This window comes from Phenylobacterium sp. (genome assembly GCF_020402505.1).
Classification (GTDB): domain Bacteria; phylum Pseudomonadota; class Alphaproteobacteria; order Caulobacterales; family Caulobacteraceae; genus Phenylobacterium.
The window spans coordinates 1-18,562 of record NZ_JADBZL010000098.1 but is presented as its reverse complement, the minus strand read 5'-3'; the positions used below and the strand labels follow the sequence as shown (position 1 = coordinate 18,562).

At 70.4% G+C, this 18,562-nt stretch carries 16 protein-coding genes; 1 reads left to right on the top strand and 15 read right to left on the bottom strand.

Translation table 11 applies throughout. The features are described from left to right. The 10 genes from pnp to rimP all read right to left on the bottom strand — a co-directional run. On the bottom strand, positions 1–2,102 hold a 2,102-nt coding region (pnp, locus tag IM632_RS07640; protein ID WP_296552185.1), incomplete at its 3' end, for a polyribonucleotide nucleotidyltransferase. Between the two features lie 223 nt (positions 2,103–2,325). After that, positions 2,326–2,595 (bottom strand): 30S ribosomal protein S15, encoded by a 270-nt coding sequence (gene rpsO, locus IM632_RS07635; protein WP_293512656.1) that lies wholly within the window; start codon positions 2,593–2,595, stop codon positions 2,326–2,328. 19 nt (positions 2,596–2,614) lie between these two features. After that, positions 2,615–3,544, bottom strand: coding sequence for a tRNA pseudouridine(55) synthase TruB (truB, locus tag IM632_RS07630; protein WP_296479949.1), 930 nt, complete (start codon positions 3,542–3,544; stop codon positions 2,615–2,617). A gap of 2 nt (positions 3,545–3,546) precedes the next feature. Next, positions 3,547–3,972 (bottom strand): 30S ribosome-binding factor RbfA, encoded by a 426-nt coding sequence (gene rbfA / locus IM632_RS07625; protein WP_296479950.1) that lies wholly within the window; start codon positions 3,970–3,972, stop codon positions 3,547–3,549. A 104-nt stretch (positions 3,973–4,076) separates the two neighbouring features. Next, complete coding sequence (locus IM632_RS07620; RefSeq protein WP_296479951.1) at positions 4,077–4,868, bottom strand: dienelactone hydrolase family protein; 792 nt, start codon at positions 4,866–4,868, stop codon at positions 4,077–4,079. Between the two features lie 11 nt (positions 4,869–4,879). Beyond that, a complete protein-coding gene (locus tag IM632_RS07615) occupies positions 4,880–5,395 on the bottom strand; it encodes a DUF2939 domain-containing protein (RefSeq protein WP_296523488.1) in 516 nt (171 codons plus the stop codon). A 22-nt stretch (positions 5,396–5,417) separates the two neighbouring features. Beyond that, a complete protein-coding gene (gene infB, locus IM632_RS07610) occupies positions 5,418–8,354 on the bottom strand; it encodes a translation initiation factor IF-2 (protein WP_296552184.1) in 2,937 nt (978 codons plus the stop codon). 75 nt (positions 8,355–8,429) lie between these two features. Beyond that, complete coding sequence (locus IM632_RS07605; RefSeq protein WP_296498294.1) at positions 8,430–9,083, bottom strand: RNA-binding protein; 654 nt, start codon at positions 9,081–9,083, stop codon at positions 8,430–8,432. A gap of 7 nt (positions 9,084–9,090) precedes the next feature. Next, positions 9,091–10,761: a transcription termination factor NusA gene (gene nusA / locus IM632_RS07600; protein ID WP_296498292.1), complete on the bottom strand. Its 1,671-nt coding sequence runs from the start codon at positions 10,759–10,761 to the stop codon at positions 9,091–9,093. After that, positions 10,758–11,315 (bottom strand): ribosome maturation factor RimP, encoded by a 558-nt coding sequence (gene rimP, locus IM632_RS07595; protein ID WP_296479956.1) that lies wholly within the window; start codon positions 11,313–11,315, stop codon positions 10,758–10,760. The genes nusA and rimP overlap by 4 nt, the downstream gene beginning before the upstream one ends. Positions 11,316–11,523: 208 nt before the next feature. On the opposite strand from rimP, the gene ppa reads away from it, so the two are divergent. Further along, positions 11,524–12,060, top strand: coding sequence for an inorganic diphosphatase (gene ppa, locus IM632_RS07590; RefSeq protein WP_293512641.1), 537 nt, complete (start codon positions 11,524–11,526; stop codon positions 12,058–12,060). Here ppa and IM632_RS07585 read toward each other — a convergent pair. From IM632_RS07585 to IM632_RS07565, 5 genes are all read right to left on the bottom strand, one after another. Then, positions 12,045–13,775 (bottom strand): MFS transporter, encoded by a 1,731-nt coding sequence (locus IM632_RS07585; protein ID WP_296479957.1) that lies wholly within the window; start codon positions 13,773–13,775, stop codon positions 12,045–12,047. The genes ppa and IM632_RS07585 overlap by 16 nt on opposite strands. A gap of 85 nt (positions 13,776–13,860) precedes the next feature. Beyond that, positions 13,861–15,423, bottom strand: a complete 1,563-nt coding sequence (locus tag IM632_RS07580) for a response regulator (protein WP_296498283.1) — start codon at positions 15,421–15,423, stop codon at positions 13,861–13,863. A gap of 80 nt (positions 15,424–15,503) precedes the next feature. Next, complete coding sequence (locus IM632_RS07575; RefSeq protein ID WP_296479960.1) at positions 15,504–17,039, bottom strand: YifB family Mg chelatase-like AAA ATPase; 1,536 nt, start codon at positions 17,037–17,039, stop codon at positions 15,504–15,506. Positions 17,040–17,134: 95 nt separating this feature from the next. Continuing rightward, positions 17,135–18,082, bottom strand: coding sequence for a glutathione synthase (gene gshB, locus IM632_RS07570; RefSeq protein WP_296484835.1), 948 nt, complete (start codon positions 18,080–18,082; stop codon positions 17,135–17,137). Positions 18,083–18,146: 64 nt separating this feature from the next. Then, positions 18,147–18,533 (bottom strand): YraN family protein, encoded by a 387-nt coding sequence (locus IM632_RS07565; RefSeq protein WP_296484832.1) that lies wholly within the window; start codon positions 18,531–18,533, stop codon positions 18,147–18,149. Positions 18,534–18,562: the final 29 nt, after the last annotated feature.

The window sequence follows — 18,562 nt, the reverse complement described above, 5'->3', positions numbered from 1 at the left end:
TCCTCGCCGGTCTCCTGATCGACAACCTTCATGGACAGACGGGTCTTGCCCCGGTCGTCAAAGCCGAGAAGCTTGACCTTGACGGTCTGGCCTTCCTGCAGGACGTCGGAGACCTTGTTCACCCGCTCCTTGGAGATCTGGCTCACATGCACCAGGCCGTCCTTGGCGCCGAAGAAGTTCACGAAGGCGCCGAAGTCGACGATCTTCACGACCTTGCCGGTGTAGATGGCCCCGAGTTCAGGCTCCGAGGCGATGGACTTGATCCAGTCACGGGCCGCGTCGATCTTGGCCTGATCCGGGGCGGCGATGCGGATGGTGCCGTCCTCGCCGATATCGACCTTGGCGCCCGTCTCGGCGGTGATCTCGCGGATCACCTTGCCGCCCGAACCGATCACCTCGCGAATCTTGTCCACGGGGATCTTGATGGTCTCGATCTTCGGGGCGAACTCGCCGAGCTGGGTGCGCGGGGCCTCCATGGCCTTGGCCATTTCGTCCAGGATGTGCTGGCGGCCGCCCTTGGCCTGTTCCAGCGCCTTGCGCATGATCTCCTCGGTGATCCCGGCGATCTTGATGTCCATCTGGAGGGAGGTGATCCCGTCCTCGGTGCCGGCCACCTTGAAGTCCATGTCGCCCAGGTGATCCTCGTCGCCCAGGATGTCTGAGAGGACCGCGAAGCCGTCCTTCTCGAGGATCAGGCCCATGGCGATGCCGCTGACCGGCTTCTTCAGGGGCACGCCGGCGTCCATCAGGGCCAGGGACGAGCCGCACACCGACGCCATGGAGGACGAACCGTTGGACTCCAGGATCTCGGACACCAGGCGGATGGTGTAGGGGAACTCGTCATAGGCCGGCAGCATGGGGCGGATCGCCCGCCAGGCCAGCTTTCCGTGACCCACTTCCCGCCGCCCGGGGGCGCCCATCCGGCCGGTCTCGCCGACGCTGAAGGGGGGGAAGTTGTAGTGCAGCAGGAACTTCTCGTAGTACTTGCCCTCGAGGGCGTCGATCAGCTGCTCGTCATCGCCGGTGCCGAGGGTGGCGACCACCAGGGCCTGGGTCTCGCCGCGGGTGAACAGGGCCGAGCCGTGGGCCCGGGTCAGCACGCCGACCTCCGAGACGATCGGGCGGACCTTGTCCACCGTCCGGCCGTCGATGCGGATCCCGGTCTCGATGATGTTGCGGCGGACGACCTCGGCCTCGAGCTCCTTCAGGACCCCGGCCAGCTTCTGGGCGTCGGCGCCCGAGGGGTTGGCCTCCGACTTGGCGAGGGCGGCGACCGCCTTGGCCTTGGCCTGACCGACGGCCTCGTAGCGCTGGCCCTTGGCCACGATCTTGTAGGCCGCCGCCAGGTCCGCGCCCACCAGCTTGCGGGCCTCGGCCTTGAGGGCCTCGGTATCGTCCGGGGTGAACTCGAAGGGATCCTTGGCCGCGTGCTCGGCCAGTTCGATGATCGCGTCAATCACCGGCTGCATGGCCTTGTGGGCGAAGGTCACGCCGCCCAAGACCACCTCTTCCGAGAGCTCCTGAATTTCGGATTCCACCATCATGACCGCATCGCTCGTACCGGCGACGACCAGATCCATGGCCGACGCCTTCATCTGGTCGAGGGTCGGGTTCAGGATGTACTCGCCGTTGGTGTAGCCCACGCGGGCGGCGCCGATGGGTCCCATGAAGGGGGCGCCGGACAGGACCAGGGCGGCGGAGGCGGCCACCATGGCGACGATGTCGGGATCGTTCTCGAGATCATGCGCCAGCACGGTGGCGACCACCTGGACCTCGTTCTTGAACCCCTCGACGAACAGCGGCCGGATCGGACGGTCGATCAGGCGCGAGGTCAGGGTTTCCTTCTGGCTCGGCGCGGCTTCGCGGCGGGGGAAGGAGCCGGGGATCTTGCCGGCGGCGTAGTACTTCTCCTGGTAGTTCACGGTCAGGGGGAAGAAGTCCTGGCCGGGCTTGGCGCTCTTGGCGAAGACAGCGGTGGCCAGCACCATGGTCTCGCCGTAGGTGGCGAGGACAGAACCGTCCGCCTGGCGGGCCATGCGGCCGGTCTCGAGGGTCAGCGTGCGCCCACCCCACTCGATGGTCTTTCTCTTGATATCGAACATTTGGCTTCTTTCTTGTCCCGCGGGCGTATTCCCGGCGGGGGCGGACAGGGCGTCGGACGACCGAAATCCTCTCCAGGAACGACAGGCGCGGTGAGGATTTCTGTGGAACCCCCGACGTAGGACGGAGGCCCCCGAATGGACCCCCGCGCACCGCCCCTGGTCCCCCGGCCTGTCGCGGGGGCGGCGGTGAAATGGACCAGGCCCCCTGGCGGAGGTCCGGGAACTAGCGGCGCAGGCCGAGCTTCTCGATGATCGCCTGGTAGCGACCCGCGTCGGAGGCCTTGAGGTGGTCCAGCAGACGACGGCGCTGGGACACCATCTTCAGGAGGCCGCGACGTGAGTGGTTGTCTTTCTTGTGGCTCTTGAAGTGCTCGGTCAGGTTGGCGATCCGTTCGGACAGGATGGCCACCTGGACTTCCGCGCTCCCGGTATCGCCTTCGGAGCGACCGTGGGTCTGGATGAGTTCCGCCTTGCGTTCCAGCGTAATCGACATCGTCAAATCTCCGCTCTGGTCAGAGGTGAAAGACGCGCGCAGGTTCGAGCCGTCCCATGCGCATCTCGCAGAGCGCCACCAGCGATCCGCCCGCCAGGACTGAAACGGTCCGGGTTCCGGCGGTGAGCCGGGACCTCAGGTCGTCAACCTGTCGGGGAACGAGAACGATGGGTCGTCCCTGCTTGAGCCTGAAGGCGTCTTCTGCGGTCACGGCCAGCTCCGGGATGTCGTCCAGAGCGGTCTCGACCGGAAGCAGTGCCTCCAGGAGGCGCGCCTTATGCCCGAGATCCTCCAGGTTTTCCAGCGTAATCGCCCGGCCCTCGGTGAAGGGCCCCACCCGCGTCCGCCTCAGGGCGCTGACATGGCCGCAGGCGCCGAGGCGTTCGGCCAGGTCCCGCACCAGGGCGCGCACATAGACGCCCTTGCCGCAGTCGATCTCGATCTCGACATGGTCAGCGTCCGGGGCGCCGGTCACCCGGGCGTCGTGGATGACCACCCGGCGGCTGGCAAGCTCCACCGCTTCCCCCGCCCGGGCCAGGTCATAGGCGCGCTCGCCATCCACCTTGATCGCCGAGAAAACCGGCGGGACCTGGTCGATCTCGCCGATGAAGGCGGGCAGGGCGGCCTCGGTCTGGGCGCGCGTGGGCCGTACGTCCGACGCCGCCGAGGTCTCGCCCTCGCGGTCCAGGGTGGTGGTCGTCCGGCCCCAGGCGATGGTGAAGCGGTAGGTCTTCCCCGCATCCATCATGAAGCTGACCGTCTTGGTCGCCTCGCCCAGGGCGATAGGCAGGATGCCGGTGGCCAGGGGGTCAAGGGTGCCGGCGTGTCCGGCCTTCTGGGCGTTGAACAGGCGCCGGACCCGGCCCACGGCCTGCGTTGACGTCAGGTCATAGGGCTTGTCCAGGCAGACCCAGCCCGACACCGCCTCACCGCTCTTGCGCCGCCCCATGCTCAGGCCTCGCCGTCGGAGTCGCCCGGTCCCAGGTCCCTGGCCACACGGGGGTCGCGGAACAGGGCCTCCATCCGGGCCGCTTCCGTGAAGCTCTCGTCATGGGCGAACTTCAGGTCAGGGGTGAACTTCATGTCGATTCTCCGGCCCAGGCGGCCGCGCAGGAACTTCGCGTGGCGGTTCAGGGCCGTCACCACCCGGCCGGCCTCCTGGCCGCCGAGGGGCTCGACGAAACCGTGCGCGTGACGAAGATCGGGGCTCATCCGCACCTCGGTGAGGGTGATGGACACCCCTGTGAGATCGGGGTCGGGGATCTCCTCCTCGCGCAGGATCTCCACCAGGGCGTGGCGGATGAGCTCACCGGCCCGCAACTGGCGCTGCGAGGGACCGGCCGGGGCGCCGCGACCGGCGCCGGTGTGTCGTTTCATGGGGGTGTCCCGAATGGCGGACCCGGACCGCGGATCGGACGCGGGCGCGGGGGAAGGCGGCGGGTTCTAGTCGGGTGTGGCCCGGCTGTCCAGCCGAAGGGGGATCAGGCGCCCGTCCGCTGGCGGAAGAAGGTGATGACCTTCTGTTCGGCCGCCTTGGTGGGCCCGTCCTCCCGCAGGTGCAGGGTCAGGACCGAGTGGGGCGGCATGTCGGCGGGCGCGGCGTCCTCGTCCTCCAGCTCCACAGGCTCAAAGCGGTCGCCGAGCACGCGCTTCAGGGTCTCGAATCGGGCGTCCGGGACGAACTTGTCCGAACGGAAGCGCAGGCCCATCACGGTAAGGTCCTCGGCCTCCAGCCGGTCCTTCACGCAGCGCAGGTCTTCGGGCGAGACATCGATGTCCGCCGCCCGGGCCCTGGAGCCGAAGGGCAGGGGCAGAGAGGGCTGGGACAGGACAGGCGCCACCACGGACGGGTCGGTCATCATGGCCAGGGCGAAGCCCCCGGAAAAGCACATCCCCACGGCGCCCACCCCGGCCCCGCCGCATTCGGCGTGGGCCTTGCGCGCCAGGGCCCGCAGCCAGTCGGCGATCGGGCTGGTCCGCCCGGTCCGCCAGACATTGAACTCCCGGCGGACGCAGAAGGCCGTCGCCATGGACTTCAGGGCGTAACCGCCGCTCACGGGCCGGCCAGGATCGCCGATCAGGCTGGGCAGGAAGACGGTCATGCCGGCCTCCGCCACCCGGTCCGCGAACCGGATGACCAGAGGATGCAGGCCGGGGATCTCATGGATCACGATGACGGCTGGACCCTGCCCGCGCCGGTAGACCGTGCGGGCCCAGGGGCCGGCCTCGAAGGTGAACTTGTCGTAGGCGGACAGGGCGTCTTCCCAGGCCATGAGGCGCTCCTTCAGAGACGGATCTTCAGGGAGGAAAGGTCGCCCTCGAACCCGCTCAGCCGCCATCGTCCCTCGGCGTTACGCGTAAAGATGAGGACGCAGGACCCGTCCTTCTCGACGGTGGCGCAGACCCGCCCGTCAGGCATGGCCTTCAGGCGGCTGGCGATGGCCACCGTTCCGGGCAGGGGCTTGTCGCGGCTGTAGCCATAGGCTTCGGCCACCTGGCGGAAGACCCTCGGCTGGATCAGGGTGTCTCCCGCGAAGCTGGCGAGGGCGGGGGCGGCCACGGCGCCGAGCCGACCCAGATCCAGGCCCTCGATCTTCAGGCGGGAGGTCTCCCGGGCCAGGCGGGAGGCGATCTCGGCCTTCAGGGCCTCCCGGTCGACGCGGGCGTCAAAGGCTGTCCTGTCCTCGTCCCGGATCGCGACCAGCAGGGCGTGCACATCGCGGGCTGCATCCAGGCGACTGGCGGTCGCGCAGGCCGCCAGGAGGCCGAGGAGTCCGAAGAGGACGAGGCGTCTGAGCATGGGCCCTCCCGATGGGCGCGCCCTAGAGGCTGCGCTTGACCTCTTCGATGGTGAAGCACTCGATGACGTCGCCTTCCTGAATGTCCTGGAAGCCCTGGAAGGCCATGCCGCACTCGACCCCGTTTCCGACTTCGGCCACTTCCTCCTTGAACCGCTTGAGGGTCTGCAGGACGCCCAGCTCGAGGACGACGATGTCGTTGCGCACGATCCGGACCCGGGCGCCGCGCCGGACCACCCCCTCGGTGACGCGGCAGCCGGCGACCTTGCCCACGCGGGTAATGTCGAAGACCTGCAGGACGCGGGCATTGCCGAGGAAGGTTTCCCTCTGTTCGGGCGCCAGCAGGCCGGACATGACGCCCTTCACGTCATCGAGCAGGTCATAGATGATCGAATAGTAGCGGATCTCCACCCCCTCGCGCTCGGCCAGCTGGCGAGCCTGGCTGGTGGCGCGGACGTTGAAGCCCAGGATGGGCGCTCCCGAGCCCTTGGCCAGCATGACGTCGCTGTCGCTGATGGCGCCGGCGCCGGACAGGATGATCCGCGCCCGCACCTCGTCGGTGGCCAGCTTCTCGAGGGACCCGACGATCGCCTCCGCAGACCCCTGGACGTCGGCCTTGATGATGACCGGCATCTCCGAAATCTTCTTGTCCTGCATCTTGGCCATGAAGTCGGCCATGGACACGCCGCTGGCGATTGGGGCCCCGGCCTTCTCACGCTTGAGGCGAATCCGGTACTCCGTCAGCTCCCGGGCTCGGGCCTCGGATTCAACCACGGCGAAGGCCTCTCCCGGAGAGGGGGCGCCGTCCAGACCAAGCACCTCTACCGGCTCAGCGGGACCCGCCGAGGGAACCTGCTCGTCGCGCTCGTTCAACAGGGCGCGAACCCGGCCGAACTTGGCGCCCGCAACGACGATGTCGCCGCGCTTCAGAGTGCCCCGCTTGACCAGGACGGTCGAGACGGCGCCGCGGCCGCGGTCGATCTTGGACTCGATCACCACGCCCTCGGCGGTTCTGTCCGGGTTGGCCTTCAGTTCAAGGACCTCGGCCTGCAGCAGGATGGCCTCGATCAGGTCGTTGAGACCGGTCTTCTTGAGGGCGGAGACCTCGATCACCTGGGTCTCGCCGCCAAGGCTCTCGGCGACGATCTCGTGCTGGAGCAGCTCGTTGATCACCCGGGTCGGGTTGGCGTCGGGCTTGTCCATCTTGTTGACGGCGACGATGATCGGCGTGTTCGCCGCCTTGGCGTGCTGGATGGCCTCGATGGTCTGAGGCATGACCCCGTCGTCCGCTGCGACCACGAGGACGACGATGTCGGTCACATCCGCACCCCGGGCCCGCATGGCGGTAAAGGCCGCGTGGCCGGGGGTGTCGAGGAAGGTCACCTTCTGGCCGTTCGGCAGCTTCACCTGATAGGCGCCGATGTGCTGGGTGATGCCGCCCTGTTCGCCGGCCGCCACGTCGGCCTGGCGAAGGGCGTCAAGCAGGGAGGTCTTGCCGTGGTCGACATGGCCCATGACGGCGACCACGGGTGCGCGGACCTCCATGTGCTCGTCCATGTCCTCGGCGCCGAGGAAGCCTTCCTCAACGTCGGAATCCGAGACGCGCTTGACCGTGTGCCCGAACTCGGTGGCGATGAGCTCCGCCGTATCGCTGTCGATCACGTCGTTGATCTTCACCATCATGCCCTGACGCATCAGGAACTTGATGACGTCCACGCCGCGGGTGGCCATCCGGTTGGATAGCTCGGCCACGGTGATCACGTCCGGGATCACCACCTCGCGGGCGACCCGGGCCTGCTCCTGGACGCCGCCCTTACGCTTCTCGCGCTCGCGCTCGCGGGCTCTGCGGACAGAGGCAAGGGAGCGCATCCGCTCGACGGCGCCCTCGTCGTCACCCGCGACGGCCTGGATGGTCAGCCGGCCTTCCCGGCGCTGAGTGGCGCCCTTGGCGCGGCTGATCGGCTTGCTGGCCGCACCGGCGGCCTTGCGACGCGTATCCTCGTCGTCGTCCACCCGGCGGTCGAGGGTCTGGGAGCCGGGGCGGGGCGCCTGCCGCACAGCGCGCTGGATTTCCGGTGTCGCCGGCGCCGCTGCGGGGGCCAGACGCGGCGTGCGCGGTCCTCCCGGGCGCGCGCCGTCGCGGGCGCCAGGTGCGGGCCGGGGCGCCAGGGCGGAATAGCGGACGGGCTCTCCGCCCTGGGTCGCGGGACGCGGCGGGCGCGGCCCACGGTCGCCGTCCCGGGGCGGACCGCTGCGGTCACGCGGCGGCTGGTCGGCTCGCGGCGCGCGCTGGCCGAAGCTGGTGCTCTCGAAACGTCCGGCGGGCCGTTCGGGCCGGTAGGTGGTGGTCGTGGGCCGGTCGTCGCGGCGTTCGCGAGAGGGCTCATAGGTGCGCGTCTGGCCCGGCGCGGCGGCGCGTCCGGCCTCCACCTGCGGCCGGGGTGCGACCGGGGCCGGGGACTGAGTCGGGGCCGGGGACGGGGCCGGGGCGGGGGCCGCGGGGGCCTCCGGGGCGGCCGGAGGATTGGCGGCGGCGGCGTCAAGGGCGGCGGCGCGAGCTGCGGCCTCCGCCCGGGCGGCGGCTTCGGCTCTGGCCTCGGCGGCCTGTTGAGCCTGGTGTTCGCGGGCCAGTTCGATGGCCTTCTGGCGGGCCTTCAGCTCCTCGGCCGACAGGCCGCCGTCGGAGGCGGAGGCCGGCGCAGCGGGCCGGATAGATCCGGCTGCGGGCGCCGGAGCGGTTGTGCGGCGCTCGGCAGGGGAGGGCGCGGCCAGGTTGCCGGCCGCAGGACCGGCGGTGCGGGCGCGCTTGGTCTCGACCACAACCGTCTTCGAGCGGCCGTGGCTGAAGCTTTGCTTCACCGTGCCAGCGCTGACCGATCCGGCGCCAAGGCGGGGCTTCAGGGTCAGAGGCTGGCGTCCGCCGGGGGCGGAGGGACGGCCGTTGTCTTTTTCGTCGCTCATGCGCTCGCTTTACATCCGGCCGGACGGGTCCGGCCCACTTCACAATCCCAATGCCTTAGGCCGGGCCCGGCCCCCTTACGTCGGCGGCGTCGCCTCGATCCAGGAGTCCGGAACCAGGGGCCGGAAGCCGGAAAGCCGCTGGACATCCCATGTCCAGCGGTCGGAGCCCCGTCCCGCAAGGAAGGCGCTGTGTATCACATTCTCGCCCCCCAAGGCCAAACTCAATTCTTCTCCCGTCCAGAGGCCCGCCAGGCCAGGCGTGGGGGACGCCTTGCGGGCGGCCCCGAGGATCTTTCGGCGGCCATCCGCGGAGCCGTCCAGGGCTTCGATGAGCCAGGCCGCCCGACCGCCCGAGAGCGCCGCGAGGACCTTTTCGAAGCCGAACACCAGCTCCCCCGCCCGCCGGGCCAGACCCAGGCCGTCGAGAAGGCGACGCAGGAGCAGACGCTCGACCTGGTCGGCCAGATCGGGGTCGGCCCTGAGGGTCGCCCGCGCCGCCCGGCTGAACAGCCCCCGACGGGCGGCGGTCTCCACGGAGGACCTGTCCGATGCGACCCAGAGCCCCCGGCCCGGGAGCCGTCCGGCCAGGTCGGGCGTGACCCATCCATCCGGCCCTGCGACGAAGCGGATCATCGTCTCCCGCGGGCGCACCTCTCCGGACACCAGGTCCCGGCTTTCGCGGGAGGCCTCGGCGTGGGTCCTGGGCGTCCTGGGCGCGGCGGCGGTCACTCCGGCGTCAGGCCTCCCGGGCGCCCGGTTGGCCGAAGACGATGTCTTCCTCGCTCAGCTCGGCCTCGATCTCCTCCTCCACCGCTTCCGGCGGCGCCTCGATCCAGCCCATGGCGATGCGGGCCCGCAGGATCAGCGCCTCGGCGTCTGCGGCGTCCAGGCCAAAGGACTCCAGGACGCCGGGCTCGCGCACGCGCTCTCCGTTGCGGGTCTCGTACCAGCCGCGGAGATCGTCCGGCACCAGGCCGGCCAGATCCTCGACCGACTTCACCTCACCCTCGCCGAGGGCGACGGCCACAGGCAGGGTCACGCCCTCGATCTCCAGGAGGCCGTCCTCGACGCCCAGCTCACGGCGTCGGGCGTCCAGCTCGGCGGCCTCGCGCTCCAGGTGGTCGCGCGCCCGGGCCTGGATCTCCTCGGCGGTGTCTTCGTCAAAGCCCTCGATGGCGGCCACTTCCGAAGAATCCACATAGGCGACGTCCTCGACGGTGGCGAAACCTTCGGTGACCAGCAGCTGGGCGATGACCTCATCCACGTCCAGAGCCTCCTGGAACAGGGCGGTGCGCTCGGCGAACTCGCGCTGGCGGCGCTCGCTCTCCTGACTCTCGGTCATGATGTCGATCTGCCATCCCGTCAGCTGCGAGGCCAGGCGGACATTCTGCCCGCGCCGGCCGATAGCCAAAGACAGCTGCTCGTCCGGCACCACCACCTCGACCCGCTCGTCCTCCTCGTCCATCACCACCTTGGACACCTCGGCGGGCGCCAGGGCGTTGACGATGAAGGTGGCTTCGTCCGGGCTCCACTGGATGATGTCGATCTTCTCGCCCTGCAGCTCGGCCACCACGGCCTGGACCCGGCTTCCGCGCATGCCCACGCAGGCGCCGACGGGGTCGATGGAGCTGTCATTGGAGACCACAGCCATCTTGGCCCGGCTGCCCGGATCTCGCGCGACGGCGCGGATCTCGATGACCCCGTCGTAGACTTCCGGCACTTCCTGGGCGAAGAGCTTGGCCATGAAGCCGCCGTGGGCCCGGCTCAGCAGAATCTGCGGACCCTTCGCCTCCCGGCGAACGTCGTAGATGTAGCAGCGGATCCGGTCGCCGATGTTGAAGTTTTCCCGGGGGATGGACTGATCCCGCCGCATGATGCCTTCGCCGCGACCCAGGTCGACCACGGTGTTGCCGTACTCCACCCGCTTGACCACCCCGTTGATGACTTCGCCGACCCGGTCCTTGAACTCCTCATACTGTCGCTCACGCTCGGCCTCACGGACCTTCCCGGTCACCACCTGGCGGGCCATCTGGGTCTGGACCCGGCCGAACTCGAAGGGCGGAAGAACTTCCTCGTACGTCTTGCCGACAAAGGCCTCGGGATCGTCCCGCAGGGCCTCCGATAGCCGGCGGATGCCGACGGGCTCGACGGGAAGGCCATCCTCGTCGGTGAAGGTCTCATCGTCCGGGATGACGCGGATAACCCGCTTGAGGGTCGTCTCTCCCGTCTTGGGGTCGATCCGCACCCGGATGTCATGCTCGGCCCCGTAGCGGGCCCGGGCCCCCTTCTGGATGGCCTCCTCGATGGCTGCGATGACCACCTCGCGGTCGATCGATTTCTCGCGCGCCACGGCGTCTGCAATCTGCAGCAGCTCAAGCCGGTTTGCGGCGATCCCTGTCGGGCTCATGGAAGGTCCTCCTGGTCGGAATCGGAATGGGAACCGCCGGCCAGTCGCCGGGCGCGCTCTTGGGCGCCCCGCTCCATCAGCCGGTCGGTCAGGATGAGTTTCGCCTCGGTGATCCAGGCGAAGGGAACAAGGGCGGTCTCGGCCTCGCCCTCGAGGTTGATGGCGACCTGGTCGCCCTCGACGCCGGCCAGCTCCCCGCGGAAGCGCTTTCGGCCCTCGGCCATGCGGTCCAGTTCGATCCGGGCCTCGTGGCCCTCAAAGGTCTCAAAGTCCTTCAGGCGGGTCAGGGGGCGGTCGACCCCGGGGGTGGAGACTTCCAGCGTGTACTCTCCGGAAAGAGGGTCCGCGGCGTCCAGCACTTCGGACAGGGCCCGCGACAGCCGGGCGCAGTCCTCGACGTTCATTTCGCCTTCCGGGGTCTCGGCCATGATCTGCAACCGGCGGGCGTGGTCGCCGCCCATCAGCCTCAGGCGCACGATCTCGTAGCCCGCGGCCTCCGCCACTGGATCGAGAAGCTCCAGGAGTCGGGCGTCCTCCGCCGTCCTGCTGCGCATTCGGTCTCTCCGCGCCCTGCCGGCGCCCCTCGGGTCCAACAAAAAAGCGGCCGGGCCGCAGCCCGCCGCTCGCAGACGTCATCCAACGTCACAAACGATGTTGCCGGGCTTATAGAACAGTCGGCGGCCCCTGTCAGCCCCTTCCGCCCGGGGCTCCTTTGCGCCATAGGAGCCGCCGGCCGGACATGGCCAGGCCCAGGAGGTCAACATGGATATTTCCCGGATCCCCGTCGGGGTGAACCCGCCCTACGACGTCAACGCCCTGATCGAGATCCCGCAGGGCGGAGCGCCCGTGAAGTACGAGCTCGACAAGGCCTCGGGCGCCATGTTCGTCGACCGCTTCCTGCACACGGCCATGTTCTATCCCGGGAACTACGGATTCATCCCGCACACCCTGTCGGGGGATGGCGACCCCATCGACATCCTGGTGGTCGGCCCCACCCCCGTGGCCACCGGGGCCATCATCCGCTGCCGGCCCATCGGATGCCTGATCATGGTCGACGAGGCGGGGGAGGACGAAAAGGTTCTGGCGGTGCCGGTGGACAAGCTCCACCCCTATTACGCCGGCATCGACTCCTGGCGGGCCCTGCCCTCCATCCTCACAGAGCAGATCGGCCACTTCTTCTCTCACTACAAGGATCTGGAGAAGGGCAAGATGTCCGAGGTCGGGCGCTGGGCGGACCCGGAGGAAACCGGCGACCTGATCCGTCAGGCCATCGAGCGAGGACGTCAGGCGGGCGTCTGATCCGCCTCCTGGCCGGCTGGCCGCCGGCGCTCCCTGGCCGCTACGGCCAGGGCGAGGATGACTCCCGCGACTCCCAGGATGGCCGAGTAGACGAAGAAGGTCACGTAGCCGGCCCCGAGGCCCGCGGCGCTGACCCCGGACTTGAGCGCCGCCTCCGAGAAGGCGCCCGCCGGCGCCGGACCCAGCAGGGCGCGCAGGGCCGCCGTCGGCCCGCCAGCGTCCGCCATCCGCGCGGCGCCCTCCACGAACCGGCCGGACTGGGAGGCCACCAGCTTCCCCAGAAGGGCGTAGAGCGACGAGAAGAGGGCGTACTGAGAGGCGGTGAAGCCCTGGCTGGTCAGGCTCGACATGTAGGCGATCAGACAGGTCCCCGCGAAGCCGGAGGCGATGTTGTCCAGGCTGATCGCCACCGCCAGGGCCCAGACCTGGGGCCCCTGCAGGGTCAGCCAGGCGAAGGCCAGGTTCGAGACCGGGCCGGCGAAGGCGCCGATGACCAAAGCGCGGATCAGTCCCAGCCGGGCGACCGCCCAGCCGCCCAGGCCCACCCCGGCCACCGACATGACCACGCCCAGAACCTTGCGGATTTCAGCGATCTCCAGCTTCGAGAAGCCAAGGTCCAGATAGAAGGGATTCATGATGTTCAGGACGAAGTCCGGCAGCCGATAGACGCAGATCAGGGCCAGGATCAGGCCCGCAGCGCCGCTGTGCCTCCGGACAAAGTCGGCGAGGGGCTCGCCAAGGGCCGAAAACAGGAACCGCCCGGGGCGGGTCGGCGCGCCCGGCAGGGGCAGGACGGCCCCCGCAAGGACCGCGAGGCCGCCGACCGCAGAGGCGACCTGGGCGATGGCGCCGCCCGGTTTGGACGCCCAGAGGGCGGCGACCGCCTCCGCGAGACCGTTCAGGCCCAGGGCCAAGAGGGGCGCCCGGATCAGGAAGGGGTCTCCGGAAAGGCCGGACCCCAGCAGGCCGACGGCGGCGAGGACCAAGGCGCCGCGCCCGGTCCACTCCAGGGCGTCGCGGCCCGGCCGGGACGGGGCTCCATCCCCGCCCAGGGGCCGGATCTCGTGGCGGGTCTCCCTCGGCGCGGCCAGAACGCCGGCGGTTCCCGTCAGCATAAGCGCCGCCATGAGGGCGTAGGAACCTCCCCAGCCCAGGGCGTCGCTGAGGACCAGGGGCAGGATCCCGGCCAGGATCATGGCGATCCGGTAGCCCCACTGGTAGGCGGCGGCCATCGCCCCCGCCCGCTCCGTCCCCGCCGCCTCGATGCGCCAGGCGTCGATGACGATGTCCTGGGTTGCAGAGACGAAGCCGACGAAGACGGCCAGACCCGCCATGAGGGGCAGGCTGCGCGCCGGGTCGACACCTGAGATCGCCAGCAGGGCGGCCATGATCAGCGCCTGGCAGACCAGCATCCAGGAGCGCCGGTGTCCCAGCCGCCCGGTCAGGCCGGGGATGACCGCCCGATCCACGAGGGGCGCCCAGAGGAACTTCACCGAATAGGCCAGGGTCGCCAGGCTGAAGATCCCGATGACCTCAAGGGACAGCCCGGCGTCCCTCAGCCAGGCGGACAGGGTGTCGAAGATCAGAAGGTTGGGAAGGCCCGAGGCGAATCCCAGAGCCAGCATCACCAGGGAGCGGCGCTCCAGGAAGATCGCCAGGGCCTGGAGGGTCGACAGTTGCTTCCCGCCGTCGTCCGGCGACTCCGCCTTGCTCATGGGTCCGTCCGGAAAGCCGCTCAGGACGCGGCGGCGTCAGAGTGGCGCGCGCCGGGAGCCTCGTCCAGCCTTCCGGAGGGCCGGTTCAGGCCGAGCGTCGCCGTCCGGCCGGCTCCTTCCAGCCGCGCGCCACCCGGACGAGGATGCGCCGCAGCGCGTCCGCCGAGAGCGGCTTGACAAGGAACTCGTCCATTCCGGAGGCCAGACAGGCCTGCCGGTCATCCTCGAAGGTGTTCGCGGTCAGGGCGACGATAGGGGTGGTCACTTCCTGGGCCCGCATCTCCTGCGTGGTTTCCAGTCCGCCCATCCCAGGCATGCGCATGTCCATCAGAATCAGGTCGTAGGTTCCCACGGCCACGGCGGCGAGCGCCTCGGGGCCGCCTATGGCGTGGTCGACCAGGCAGCCTTCCCGCTGCAGCATGGCTGTCGCCAGAAGGGCGTTGATGGCGTGGTCCTCGACCAGAAGGACGCGCAGGCCGGGCGCCACCGCAGGGGCGATCCGGTCATCCAGCCGCTCGGTGCGGCTCCGGGCCCCGGACGCGGCCAGGACGCGCTCGGCGAGGGAGGCGGGGCGGAGGGGTTTGATCAGGTAGCCTGAGAACCCCCGAGCCCGGTAGTCCTCGATGAGGCTGCGGTCCTCGGGCGCCAGCAGGATGATGGCGGCGCGGTCATCCGGCGGGGCGGAGGGGGCGAGGGCGTGGTCCACCAGCAGGATCTCGGCGTCCGCAGGCAGGTCCTCGACGCTCTCCACGGCGACGCCGTCTCCGCCCCGGCTCAGGATCTGCCGGATCGCCGCTTCGCAGACGACGGGATTGGGGCTCACGACTCCGATCCGCCGACCGGCCAGGTTGCGGCCCGGCGCCCCGCCGGCTCGGGCGGCTGGAAATTCCAGCCAGAATTCGGCGCCGCCGCCCGGAGCGGGCCGGACTCCGGCGACGCCCCGCAAGGCGTCGGCCAAAGAGCGGACGATGGCCAGGCCCAGCCCGGTTCCGCCCAGACTCACCCCATCGACCCGCGGGTCGGTTTGGACGAAGGGCTCAAAGATGCGCTCCCGCTCGGTCTCCAGGACTCCGGGGCCGGTGTCCTGGACGCTGAGCCGGATTCGCCCGGCGCCGGCGGGCGCCGCCGAGACCAGGATCCCGCCCGTCCGGGTGAACTTGATGGCGTTGCCCACATAGTTCAGCAGGACCTGCCGCAGCCGGCCTTCGTCTGCGCGAATGCGGCCGAGTCCCGGGGCGACCCACCACCCGATCTCCAGACCCTTTTCCGACGCTCGCGGACCGGTCAGCTCGCAGACGCCCTTCAGGAGGTCTTCAATGGCGACATCCTCGGTTTGAATCCTGATCGCCGAGGCCCCGAGGCGGGCGAAGTCCAGGAGCTGGTTGACCAGACCCAGAAGGTGCTCACCCGACTCCTTGAGGGCGTCGACATAGCTCCGCTGCTCGCCGGTGAGGGGGGTGGCCTCCAGCAGCCGGGTCAGACCCAGCACGCCGTTCAGCGGAGTGCGGAACTCGTGGCTGAGTCCTGCCAGAGCCTCGATGGTGACGGGCGCCTTCCGTTCTTCGGGCGTCTTCCGTTCTTCGGGCGTCTGGGGGTCGCTGTCGGCGGGCGGGGCCTGCGGAGTGACGAGGGTGGCGGCTTTGATCATGGCGCCATCGTGCCCCGGGAGGCTTAAGGGACCGTCAAGCGCTGCGATTAACAGAGCGTCAACGCCTGCCCGGCGCCTGATCAGCCGGTCCCCCCCACGCCGCGGTAGGCCAGGGCCTCGGCGACATGACGGCGGCCGACGGGCGGGGAAGACGCGCCGGGCTCCGCCTCCAGGTCCGCCAGGGTCCGGGCCAGCCGCAGGACCCGGCTCCAGCCCCGGGCGGTCAGGCCGGCGGCGTCGGCGGCGCGGGTCAAAAGAGCCCGGGCGTCGGGCTCGGGCTCGGCGATGGCCTGCAGCCAGTCGCCCGAGGCCCGGGCGTTGGCGGCCTCTGTCTCGGGCCGTCCGGCCTCGGACGCCCGGCGGACCTGAACCTGGCGCGCGGCCGCCACCCGGGCGGCGACCTCGGCCGAACCCTCGGCGGCGGCGGGCAGGGCGAGATCGGCGGCCCGAACGGCGGGAACCTCCACGTGCAGGTCGATGCGATCGAGGAAGGGTCCCGACACCCGCGCCCGGTAGTCGACCTGGCAGCGCGGCGCGCGCCCGCAGGCGCCCCGGCCCTCGCCCCCCTTGCCGCACTTGCAGGGATTCTGGGCCGCCACCAGCTGGAACCGCGCGGGATAGCGCACGTGCCCCGCCGCCCGGGCGACGGTGATCTCGCCGGTCTCCAGGGGCTGGCGCAGGGAATCCAGGGACTGGGCGCTGAACTCCGGCAGCTCGTCCAGGAAAAGGACGCCGTTGTGGGCGAGGGAGGCCTCGCCGGGTCGGATTCGCGCGCCGCCGCCGGTCAGGGCGGCCATGGTCGCCGAATGGTGCGGGGCGCGGAAGGGACGGGTCCGGGTCAGCTCGCCCCGGGCGATCAGGCCGGCCACCGAATGGACCATGGAGGTCTCCAGCAGCTCGGCGGCCGAGAGGGGCGGCAGGAGGCCCGGCAGGCGGGCGGCCATCATCGACTTCCCGGCGCCGGGCGGACCGGTCAGCAGGAGGTTATGGCCCCCGGCGGCGGCGATCTCCAGGGCCCGGCGGGCGGTCTCCTGGCCCCGCACCTCGCGCAGGTCCGGCGCCGGGGCGCCTTCGGTCAGGGCGCCGGGTTCCGGGGGCGAGAGCGCCTGGGTCCCGCGGAAATGGTTGACCAGGGCCACCAGGCTGGGCGGCGCCAGGATCGGCGTCGACCCCGACCAGGCGGCCTCGGGCCCGCTGGCCTCGGGGCAGATCAGGCCCAGGCCCAGGGCGCCCGCCGCCACCGCCGCCGGCAGGGCGCCGGCCGAGGCGGTGATGCGCCCGTCGAGGGACAATTCGCCCATGGCCGCCCAGCCCTCGAGGGCGTCGGGCGGGATCACCCCCATGGCCGCCATCACGGCCAGAGCGATGGGCAGGTCGTAATGGCTGCCCTCCTTGGGCAGGTCGGCGGGGGCGAGGTTGCAGATGATCCGGCGGCCCGGCATGGCCAGGCCCAGACCGGCGAAGGCGGCGCGCACGCGCTCGCGGCTCTCGGCCACGGCCTTGTCGCCCAGGCCCACCAGGACGAACTTCTGCTCGCCGGCGGTCAGCTGGACCTCGACCTCGACGGGCCGGGCCTCGACGCCCAGGAAGGCCAGGGTGGTGACGCGGGCGGCCATGCGCGCTCCTTGCGCTGCGCCCCGGTCCCCAGGCTCAGACAATCACGTCGCTTGCCGACAGGCAAGAACAAAAACGGAACCGGAGTGTGGCCCTCTTACGCCCCGGCGCGCTTCGCCTCGATCACGTCCCAGAGGGCGGCTATGGCGTCGATCCCCGACAGGCGCTGCAGGGCGCGGGCGCCGGTGGGGGAGGTGACGTTGATCTCGGTCAGGTAGTCGCCGATCACGTCGACGCCTACGAACAGGAGGCCCCGGGCCCTCAGCTGAGGGCCGATGATGGCGCAGAGTTCGCGGTCGCGTGCGGTCAGCTCCACGGCGTCGGCCCGCCCGCCCACGGCCAGGTTCGAGCGGATCTGGCCTGGCGCCGGTACCCGGTTGATGGCCCCGACCGGTTCCCCGTCCACCAGCAGGATGCGCTTGTCGCCCTTGGTCACCGCCGGGATGAACTTCTGGGCGATCACAGGCTCGCGGCCGATCATCCGGTGCAGGTCGAGGAGGGCGTCGAGGTTGGGGTCGTCCGCGAGCAGACGGGCCACGCCCGAGCCGCCGCCGCCGTAGAGGGGCTTGAGCACGATGTCCCCGTGCCGGGCGCGGAAGTCGTAGAGGGCTTCCAGGTCCGAGGTGATCAGGGTCGGCGGCTGCACGCCCGGAAAGGTCGTGACGTAGAGCTTCTCGGGCGCGTTGCGCACCTCGGTCGGGTTGTTCACCACCAGGGTCTTCGGGTGGATGGCGTCCAGGAAGTGGGTGGTGGTGATGTAGGCCATGTCGAAGGGCGGGTCCTGGCGCAGCAGCACCACGTCGGCCTCCGACAGGTCGCGCTGTTCCCAGGGGCCGAAGGCGGCGTGCTCGTCCTGGACGTCCTTGACCCGGACGGAGCGGCCGCGGGCCATCAGGGTTCCGCCCTCCAGGGCCAGCCGGTCCGGCGTGTAGACAAAGAGGTCATGGCCCCGGGCCTGGGCTTCCAGCATCATGGCGAAGGTGGAGTCCCCCTGGATGCGGATGTGTTCCAGCGGGTCCATCTGGACGGCGACGTTCAGCTTCATGGCGGGCTCCCTCTGAGAGGGCCTTCTAGCACGGGGCGCCGAGGCGGCGTCAAAGTCCGACCCGTCAAGCCTCCGGCCAGGCGTCGGCCAGATGGCGGGGGCGCCGGCCGGGGGCCAGGGCCACCAGGTCCAGGCGGACGGCCTTGCCCGACAGGTCCGCCCGCCGGGCCGCCAGGGTCCGGCCCGCCCGCCTCAGCCTCTCCCTCTGGTCGGGGCCGACGGCCTCGAGCGCCGCCTCCAGGCTGGCCCGGGACTTGACCTCCACCACCGCCAGGATGCGCCCGCGCAGGGCCAGGATGTCGATTTCGGCCTGGGGGGTCTTCAGGCGGAAGCCCAGTATGCGCCAGCCCTTCAGCATCAGCCAGATCAGGGCGATCCACTCGGCGCGGCGCCCGCCGGACCGGGACTGTGCGCCGAGCTTCCGTCGCCAGGGCCGCGCCGCCGCCCTCATCCGCCGCCCTTCAGGTCAAGGGCCCGGCG

Excerpts from the sequence above, each read along its gene's own strand:
- rpsO (WP_293512656.1), bottom strand. The coding sequence starts at position 2,595 with ATGTCGATTACGCTGGAACGCAAGGCGGAACTCATCCAGACCCACGGT.
- rimP (WP_296479956.1), bottom strand. The coding sequence starts at position 11,315 with ATGCGCAGCAGGACGGCGGAGGACGCCCGACTCCTGGAGCTTCTCGAT.
- rbfA (WP_296479950.1), bottom strand. The coding sequence starts at position 3,972 with ATGAAACGACACACCGGCGCCGGTCGCGGCGCCCCGGCCGGTCCCTCG.
- truB (WP_296479949.1), bottom strand. The coding sequence starts at position 3,544 with ATGGGGCGGCGCAAGAGCGGTGAGGCGGTGTCGGGCTGGGTCTGCCTG.
- IM632_RS07580 (WP_296498283.1), bottom strand. The coding sequence starts at position 15,423 with ATGATCAAAGCCGCCACCCTCGTCACTCCGCAGGCCCCGCCCGCCGAC.
- IM632_RS07575 (WP_296479960.1), bottom strand. The coding sequence starts at position 17,039 with ATGGCCGCCCGCGTCACCACCCTGGCCTTCCTGGGCGTCGAGGCCCGG.
- gshB (WP_296484835.1), bottom strand. The coding sequence starts at position 18,082 with ATGAAGCTGAACGTCGCCGTCCAGATGGACCCGCTGGAACACATCCGC.
- IM632_RS07620 (WP_296479951.1), bottom strand. The coding sequence starts at position 4,868 with ATGGCCTGGGAAGACGCCCTGTCCGCCTACGACAAGTTCACCTTCGAG.
- IM632_RS07565 (WP_296484832.1), bottom strand. The coding sequence starts at position 18,533 with ATGAGGGCGGCGGCGCGGCCCTGGCGACGGAAGCTCGGCGCACAGTCC.
- ppa (WP_293512641.1), top strand. The coding sequence starts at position 11,524 with ATGGATATTTCCCGGATCCCCGTCGGGGTGAACCCGCCCTACGACGTC.
- infB (WP_296552184.1), bottom strand. The coding sequence starts at position 8,354 with ATGAGCGACGAAAAAGACAACGGCCGTCCCTCCGCCCCCGGCGGACGC.
- IM632_RS07585 (WP_296479957.1), bottom strand. The coding sequence starts at position 13,775 with ATGAGCAAGGCGGAGTCGCCGGACGACGGCGGGAAGCAACTGTCGACC.
- nusA (WP_296498292.1), bottom strand. The coding sequence starts at position 10,761 with ATGAGCCCGACAGGGATCGCCGCAAACCGGCTTGAGCTGCTGCAGATT.
- IM632_RS07615 (WP_296523488.1), bottom strand. The coding sequence starts at position 5,395 with ATGCTCAGACGCCTCGTCCTCTTCGGACTCCTCGGCCTCCTGGCGGCC.